This window comes from Corynebacterium sp. NPDC104732 (genome assembly GCF_055583565.1).
The window spans coordinates 41189-48821 of record NZ_JBVJNS010000017.1; the positions used below are offsets into that span (position 1 = coordinate 41189).

Here is a 7633-nt window from a genome sequence, read left to right on the forward strand (position 1 = left end):
GTTAAATGTCTAATCGCGTAGTTCTCGCATATTCCGGCGGCCTCGACACCTCTGTCGCGATCCCTTACCTTGCCAAGATGACCGGCGGCGAAGTCATTGCTGTGTCCCTCGACCTCGGCCAGGGCGGCGAGGACATGGAGTCCGTACGTCAGCGCGCCCTGGACTGTGGCGCTGTTGAGTCCATCGTTATTGACGCCAAGGACGAGTTCGCCAACGACTACTGCCTGCCAACCATCAAGGCCAACGGCATGTACATGAAGCAGTACCCACTGGTATCTGCAATTTCCCGCCCGCTGATCGTCAAGCACCTGATCAAGGCTGCCCAGGAGCACGGCGGCACCCACGTCTCCCACGGCTGCACCGGTAAGGGCAATGACCAGGTCCGTTTCGAGGTCGGTTTCCGCGCCCTGGACCCATCCCTGGAAATCATCGCCCCTGCCCGTGACTACGCCTGGACCCGCGACAAGGCCATCGCCTTCGCTGAGGAAATCAACCTGCCCATCGAGCAGTCCAAGAAGTCCCCATTCTCCATCGACCAGAACGTGTGGGGCCGCGCCGTGGAAACCGGCTTCCTGGAGGACCTGTGGAACCCACCAACGAAGGACCTCTACGCTTACACCGAGGATCCAGCGCTCGGCAACGCTCCTGACGAGCTCATCATTTCCTTCGACGGTGGCAAGCCAGTGGCCATCGACGGCCGCCCGGTCACCGTCCTCGAAGCCATCGAAGAGCTGAACCGTCGCGGTGGCGCCCAGGGCGTCGGCCGCCTGGACATGGTCGAGGACCGCCTCGTCGGCATCAAGTCCCGCGAAATTTACGAGGCCCCCGGCGCCATGATCCTCATCGCAGCGCACGAGGCGATGGAGGACGTCACCGTGGAGCGCGAGCTCGGCCGCTACAAGCGCCTTGTCGACGCCCGCTGGTCCGAGGAAGTCTACGACGGCCTGTGGTTCGGCCAGCTGAAGAAGTCCCTGGACGCCTTCATCGAGTCTACCCAGGAACACGTTTCCGGCGACATCCGCGTCGTGCTGCATGCCGGCAAGATTGTGGTCAACGGACGCCGTTCCAACCACTCCCTGTACGACTTCAACCTCGCCACTTACGACACTGGCGACACCTTCGACCAGACCGCGGCTAAGGGCTTCGTTCAGCTGCACGGCCTGTCCACCCAGATCGCTAACAAGCGCGACCGCGAGGCATAAATGGCTGGCACCAACGAAGGCGCCCTCTGGGGAGGCCGCTTCTCCGGCGGTCCCTCTGAGGCGATGTTCGCCCTATCTGTATCCACGCACTTCGACTGGGTGCTGGCGCCCTATGACGTGCTCGCTTCCAAAGCTCACGCGCGAGTGTTGCACAAGGCAGGCTTGCTTTCCGACGCCGACCTGGACACCATGCTCTCCGGTCTGGATCAGCTTGGTGCAGCGGTAGCGTCCGGCGAGTTTAAGCCACTGCCCACCGACGAGGATGTCCACGGTGCGATGGAACGTGGCCTGATCGACATCGTCGGCTCCGAGGTCGGCGGGCGTCTCCGCGCGGGTCGCTCCCGAAACGACCAGGTGGCGACCCTGTTCCGCATGTGGGTACGCGACGCCATCCGATCCGTGGCTTTCCAGGTCACTGAGTTGGTGGATGCGCTCGTGGCTCAAGCTGCCGCGCACCCAACCGCGATTATGCCCGGCAAGACCCACTCCCAGGCGGCGCAGCCGGTCCTGCTGGCGCATCAGCTGCTGGCACACGCGCAGCCACTGCTGCGTGATCTGCAGCGCATCCAAGACCTGGACAAGCGCCTGGCAGTGTCGCCTTACGGCTCGGGCGCGTTGGCTGGATCGTCGCTGTCCCTGGATCCAGAGGCTATCGCTGCTGAGCTCGGCTTCGACTCCGCTTGCGACAACTCCATCGATGGCACCTCCTCCCGCGATTTCGCCGCGGAGACCGCCTTCGTGCTGGCTCAGGTCGCGGTGGATATGTCTCGCCTGGCCGAGGAGATCATCTACTGGTGCACCCCAGAGTACGGCTACGTCACGCTTGCCGACGCCTGGTCCACCGGATCCTCCATCATGCCGCAGAAGAAGAACCCGGACGTTGCAGAGCTGACCCGTGGCAAGACGGGTCGCTTGATCGGTAACCTCGCCGGCCTGCTTGCAACGCTCAAGGCGCAGCCGCTGGCCTACAACCGCGACCTGCAGGAGGACAAGGAGCCCATCGTGGACTCCTTCGCGCAGCTCAACCTGCTCCTTCCTGCTATGACGGGGCTGGTGTCCACGCTGACCTTCCACGAGGAGCGGATGCTGGAGCTAGCGCCAGCCGGTTTCACCTTGGCCACTGACCTCGCCGAGTGGATGGTCCGTGAGGGGGTGCCATTCCGCGAAGCCCATGAGGCATCGGGCGCGTGCGTGCGCCTGGCAGAAGCGCGGGGTATCGGCCTGGACGAGCTAACTGATGAGGAACTGGCTTCCGTTGACGCCCGCCTCACCCCGGACGTTCGCTCCGTGCTGACCGTCGAAGGCGCCGTCGCCTCGCGCGCAACGCGGGGCGGGACGGCGGGCGTGCGCGTCGTTGAGCAGCGTGCCCGCGTTGCCACCGCCGCAGCTGACTTCAAGGAGTGGGCGCAGACGCCAGTTCGTCACTAACGGCTTTTGCCCTGCGAACTTGCCAACAGGGATTTAGTATCAATTTTTGGCGAGTAGTTTTGATACTAAAAAGCGATCAAGGCTGAATCCCTTGGCAGTGATACTGGCCGTGGTGTTGATCGGTGTGATCGTAGCGGCGGTCATCTTCGGGCGCGGCGGGGCAGAGAAGCTAGACGTTGCTACCGGAAATACCGAGAAGATCCGCGTGATCGCCGGGTCAGAGAAGATGACGTTCTTCAACGACCCGGCGGTGAAGGCCCGCCTGAAAGAGCTGGGCATGACGCTGGAGGTGACACCGAGCGGCTCCCGCAAGATCTCCACGCGCCAGGATCTGAAAGAGTTCGACGCGCCTTTTCCCTCGTCAGCACCCGCAGCAGAAAAGATCGCTCGGGAAACGAGCCCGCAGGGGATGTATACGCCGTTTCACTCACCGATGGCCATCGCCACGTTCGATACGATCGTGGCTGCCCTGGAAAAACATGCCGTAGTTCAACGCGACGGCGTGTGGTACCTCGACATGGAGAAGTACCTAGCACTCGCATCCAGTGGAAAACGTTGGCGCGACATCTCAAAGGACTTCCCATCGCCTTTAGGGATACAAATCTCCTCGACCGACGTGCGTAGCTCCAATTCGGCTGCCATGTATCTCTCCATCGCGGCGTGGGTCGCCAACGGTGGAAATGTGCCCGCCACCGACGCGGAAGTAACCAAGGCTGTGGCCAAGGTATCCCCATTGTTTACTCACCAGGGATACACCGGAGGGTCCTCTGCAGGGCCATTCGCCGAGTATCTCTCGCAGGGAATCGGGGCCCGCCCCATGGTGATGATTTACGAATCCCAGTTCCTTGGCCAGCAGATCGCAGACCCGACTGTCATTAGGCCTCCGATGCGGTTGGTCTATCTGGATCCGACGATCGCCTCACAACACACCCTGCTCGCGTATTCAGAAAATGGCGACAAACTTGGCGACGCCCTCGCCAATGACTCGACACTCCAGCGACTGGCTGCCACACACGGTTTCCGACCTAACTTGCACGGTGAATTTGAGCTCACGCTGAGCGATCACGGCATCGACACACCACCGGCGTATCTGCCGACCGGCAACCCGCCCGACTTCGATCGACTCGAAGAGCTCATTGAAGGCGTGAGCGCACAGTACTCCTCATCCGAACCACCAGAAGGAGCACCGGAACAATGATCCTCAGGATGAAAGCCCTGGTTGCGGCGCTGTGCGCCTTAGCCCTCGTGGCCTGTGGCGGGGACATCCCCCAGTCGGTGAAACCAAACAGCAGCGAAAAGCTCGTGATCGTCGCCGCTACCGAGCTGAGGGATATGGAACCTCTTATTCAGCGCGCTAGCGCCGATCTGGGGTTCGAGATTGAAATGCAGTACCCGGATGGCACGATCGCTAACTCTGTGTCCCTCAAAGAAGGCGCTTTTGACGGAGGTTTCGACGCCACCTGGTTCGCAACCAACAAATATATCGACTTATACGGTGCGGATACCAAGCAAGGGCCGTCGACAAGCGTGGCTACCTCACCCATTGCCTTCGGCGTGCATGCCGCGAAAGCCCGCGAGCTCGGGTGGACCAACAAACAACCAACCTGGGACGACATCACTACCGCGGTTAAGGAAGGGAAATTTAGCTACGGGATGACCGACCCGGCCCGTAGTAACTCCGGGTTCTCCGCACTGGTGTCGGTGGCCACGGCAAATGCGGACACCGGAGCGGCGCTACGACTAACCGATATGCCTGGCCTCCAAGAGCCCCTCCGGTCATTTTTTGAAGGTCAAAAAATGACCGCAGGATCGAGTGGTTGGTTGGAAGATAGTTTCGTCTCGGACCCAGGACATGTGGATGCAATCATCAACTACGAGTCCGTGCTGCTGCAGATGAAGAAACAAGGCAGCACCGATATCGAGGTGGTAGTGCCCGCCGATAGAGTAGTGACCGCGGACTATCCGCTGGCGCCCCTTGAGCAGCCCCGCAGCCCCGCAGCCCGGAAGCAGCGGAGCAGACCTCGCGCCTGGTGGAATGGCTTAAAGAACACAACAAGGACATTGTCACCGACACCATGCGACGCCCCGCGGACCCGGCAGTGCAGCTGCTACCGGAACATCAGAAAAACAACCTCATCGAGCTGCCATTTCCGGCACGGCAGTCAGTGGCGGAAGACCTGTTGGACACCTTCAAAAATGAGCTGCGAGCGCCAGGACGGACCGTGTTCGTGCTTGACAAGTCCGGGTCCATGGAAGGGGATCGGATGGCAAGTCTGCACGATATCTTGCAAGATCTCGTTGCGGGCACTGCAAAAACTCAGACCGGTCCCGTTGGGTTCCACAACCGCGAACGCATCACTGTCATCGGATTCAATAGCACGATTGATCAGCCGGTCACTACCGAATTCCGCAAAAACGACGCCACCAAGAGCAAAGAGTTAACGAACGCGATCACCAGTCTTAAACCGTACGGACAAACCGCGATTTACGACGCCCTCATCACCGCATACCGCCAATTCCAGGAAGAGCCACCAAAGGACGGCGAGATTCCCTCAATCGTGCTTATGTCCGACGGCGGTTCTAATACTGGAGCGAAATACCAAGACTTTGTCGAGTTTCACCAAACCTTAAGCCCCGAACAGCGTCGGATTCCGGTATTCGTCATTTTGTATGGTGAGGCCAATGCGAAAGAAATGGAGCAGGTGGCCACGCTGACCGGCGGGAAAACCTTCGATGCACAGGGTGGCGACCTCGGCGGTGCCTTTAAGGAGATTCGTGGATACCAGTAACTTTGGGGCAATCCTCAGCTCGCGGCGCAACCTCGTGGGCATGACGATGGCCATCGTCGCCATCGTTGTTCATCTCGTGGTGGGCCTCGGAGCCTTCTGGCCCGTGATCGCCCTGTGCTCGTGGGGGATTGGCGTCGCGCTCACCCCAAGCCCCGCGCCGCCGGCGCTCCCACCACCGCGCACGCTTGTCGACGCCATTATTGAAGCAACTGAGCACTTTCAGGATCTTGAGGTGCATGAGGCGACCGAAAAGCACCTCGGGCAACTCGAATGGACGATGGGCCAGCTCCAACGCCACATGGATGAATTAGCGGCGCAGCCCATCTTGTTGCAGACCGTGAACGAAATTGCGTTCAGCCACGTGCCGACTCTCGAAGCTGCGTACAAAGAAGTACCCGACATTGCCCGCAGAGAAGCGATGCTCGAGCTCGATGCATCCCTCAAACTCCTCAACGATGAGGCAACCAAGATCCTCAACGCCATCGTCGAGCAAAAGTTCAAAGGCCTGGAAGATCAGCGGGCGCTCCTGGAACAGAAATTCTCAGGCGTCACGCTGTACCTGGATGGCCCACAAGAGGGGTAGTGGCCTGCGTCAACTGCGTATATGCGTACAATAATCCGCATGAGTATAGATCCGAAGTTGCTGGAAGTGCTGGTGTGCCCGCAAGACAAAGGGCCACTGACGTATCTGGAGACCGAGCAGATGCTGGTCAATGAGCGACTCGGAGTGGCCTATCGCATTGACGATGGCATCCCCGTGATGCTCGCAGACGAAGCAGTAACCTGGCCACCCGCTAATTAAGGATCTAAACATGAACATCATTGACGAACTCTCCTGGCGCGGACTCATCAACCAGTCCACCGACATCGATGCGCTCCGCGAGGCGTGCGAACAGCCCATCACCCTGTACTGCGGTTTCGATCCGACCGGTGATTCCCTGCACGCTGGGCACCTGGTGCCCATGATCATGCTGCGCCGTTTCCAGGAGGCAGGCCACCGTCCGCTCACTCTCGCTGGAGGGGCGACCGGGTTCATCGGCGACCCACGTGACGTTGGGGAGCGCACCATGCTCAGCCAGGAAACCATCGAACACAACTTGGAGGCCATTAAGAGCCAGCTCCGCCGATTCGTCTCCTTCGATGGGGATAACCCGGCGATCATGGTGAACAACGCGGACTGGACTATGAACATGTCCGTCATCGATTTCCTCCGCGATGTGGGCAAGAATTTTTCCCTGAACACTATGCTGGATCGCGACACCGTCAAACGACGCCTGGAATCCGATGGCATTTCCTACACCGAGTTCTCTTACATGCTGCTGCAGTCCAATGACTACGTGCAGCTCCGCCGTGAATACGATTGCGTGCTACAGATCGGTGGCGGCGACCAGTGGGGCAACATCGTTTCAGGTGTAGACCTCAACCGTCGCGTTGACGGCGCAAAGGTCCACGGCCTGACCGTGCCACTCGTGACCGACGCCTCGGGCCAAAAGTTCGGCAAATCTACCGGTGGCGGCAAACTGTGGCTCGACGCGGAAAAGACGTCTCCTTACTCCTGGTACCAGTACTTCCTCAACGCCGGCGATTCAGTAGTGATCAACTACCTGCGCTGGTTCACCTTCCTCACCCAGGAAGAGATCGCGTTCTACGAAGAAGCTGTGGCAGAACGCCCATTCAAGCGCGAGGCGCAGCGTCGCCTTGCCCAGGAAATGACCAACCTGGTTCACGGGGCCGAGGCAACCGCCGCAGTGGAGCTGGCTGCGCAGGCACTGTTCGGGCGCGCTTCGCTTACTGAGCTAGACGAGAAGACGCTCGCTGGCGCGCTGTCTGAAACCACAATCTTCGACGCTCCCGCAGATGCCACGATTGTTGATCTGCTTGTCGGGGCGGGATTGGCGGCATCCAAGGGTGATGCCCGGCGAACCATCAAGGAAGGTGGTGCCTACGTGAACAATGAGCGAATTGACTCCGAGGAGTGGGCACCGTCCGACGCAGAGTGGATCCACGGCCAGTGGTTGGTTCTGCGTAAGGGCAAGAAGAACTTTGCCGGAGCGAAGCGGGCTTAGAGGTAGCCCCAAGGTGGCGAGGAATTCCTCGCCGCCTTTTCTCTTTGTCCAGTTGACCTGCGGATTTGTGTTGTGGCGTGGTTGTGCGTAAATTAATCCGGGTCAGCGAGACAGGGTCTGGCTGAACGAAGTTGACATCCGGGTAAAC

The 7633-nt window shown here is 60.0% G+C and carries 7 protein-coding genes and 1 pseudogene; all 8 read left to right on the forward strand.

Annotated elements, in window-relative coordinates; translation table 11 throughout:
• The first annotated feature begins 5 nt into the window (after positions 1 to 5).
• Positions 6 to 1202, forward strand: coding sequence for an argininosuccinate synthase (locus ACZ6ZO_RS10805; protein ID WP_182386026.1), 1197 nt, complete (start codon positions 6 to 8; stop codon positions 1200 to 1202).
• Positions 1203 to 2630, forward strand: a complete 1428-nt coding sequence (gene argH, locus ACZ6ZO_RS10810) for an argininosuccinate lyase (protein WP_465292579.1) — start codon at positions 1203 to 1205, stop codon at positions 2628 to 2630. It begins immediately after the preceding gene.
• A 91-nt stretch (positions 2631 to 2721) separates the two neighbouring features.
• Positions 2722 to 3828: a hypothetical protein gene (locus ACZ6ZO_RS10815; protein WP_465292580.1), complete on the forward strand. Its 1107-nt coding sequence runs from the start codon at positions 2722 to 2724 to the stop codon at positions 3826 to 3828.
• 185 nt (positions 3829 to 4013) lie between these two features.
• A pseudogene (locus ACZ6ZO_RS10820) lies at positions 4014 to 4571 on the forward strand (type 2 periplasmic-binding domain-containing protein); the annotation flags it as partial.
• Positions 4572 to 4660: 89 nt separating this feature from the next.
• The gene (locus tag ACZ6ZO_RS10825) at positions 4661 to 5419 is read left to right on the forward strand and encodes a vWA domain-containing protein (RefSeq protein WP_465292581.1); all 759 of its coding nucleotides are present in this window, start codon (positions 4661 to 4663) and stop codon (positions 5417 to 5419) included.
• Positions 5406 to 6002 (forward strand): hypothetical protein, encoded by a 597-nt coding sequence (locus tag ACZ6ZO_RS10830; RefSeq protein ID WP_465292583.1) that lies wholly within the window; start codon positions 5406 to 5408, stop codon positions 6000 to 6002. Before ACZ6ZO_RS10825 ends, ACZ6ZO_RS10830 begins: the two co-directional genes overlap by 14 nt.
• Before the next feature lie 39 nt (positions 6003 to 6041).
• Positions 6042 to 6221: a Trm112 family protein gene (locus ACZ6ZO_RS10835; protein ID WP_208767559.1), complete on the forward strand. Its 180-nt coding sequence runs from the start codon at positions 6042 to 6044 to the stop codon at positions 6219 to 6221.
• Positions 6222 to 6231: 10 nt separating this feature from the next.
• Positions 6232 to 7485, forward strand: coding sequence for a tyrosine--tRNA ligase (gene tyrS / locus ACZ6ZO_RS10840; protein WP_465292585.1), 1254 nt, complete (start codon positions 6232 to 6234; stop codon positions 7483 to 7485).
• Positions 7486 to 7633 lie beyond the last annotated feature (148 nt).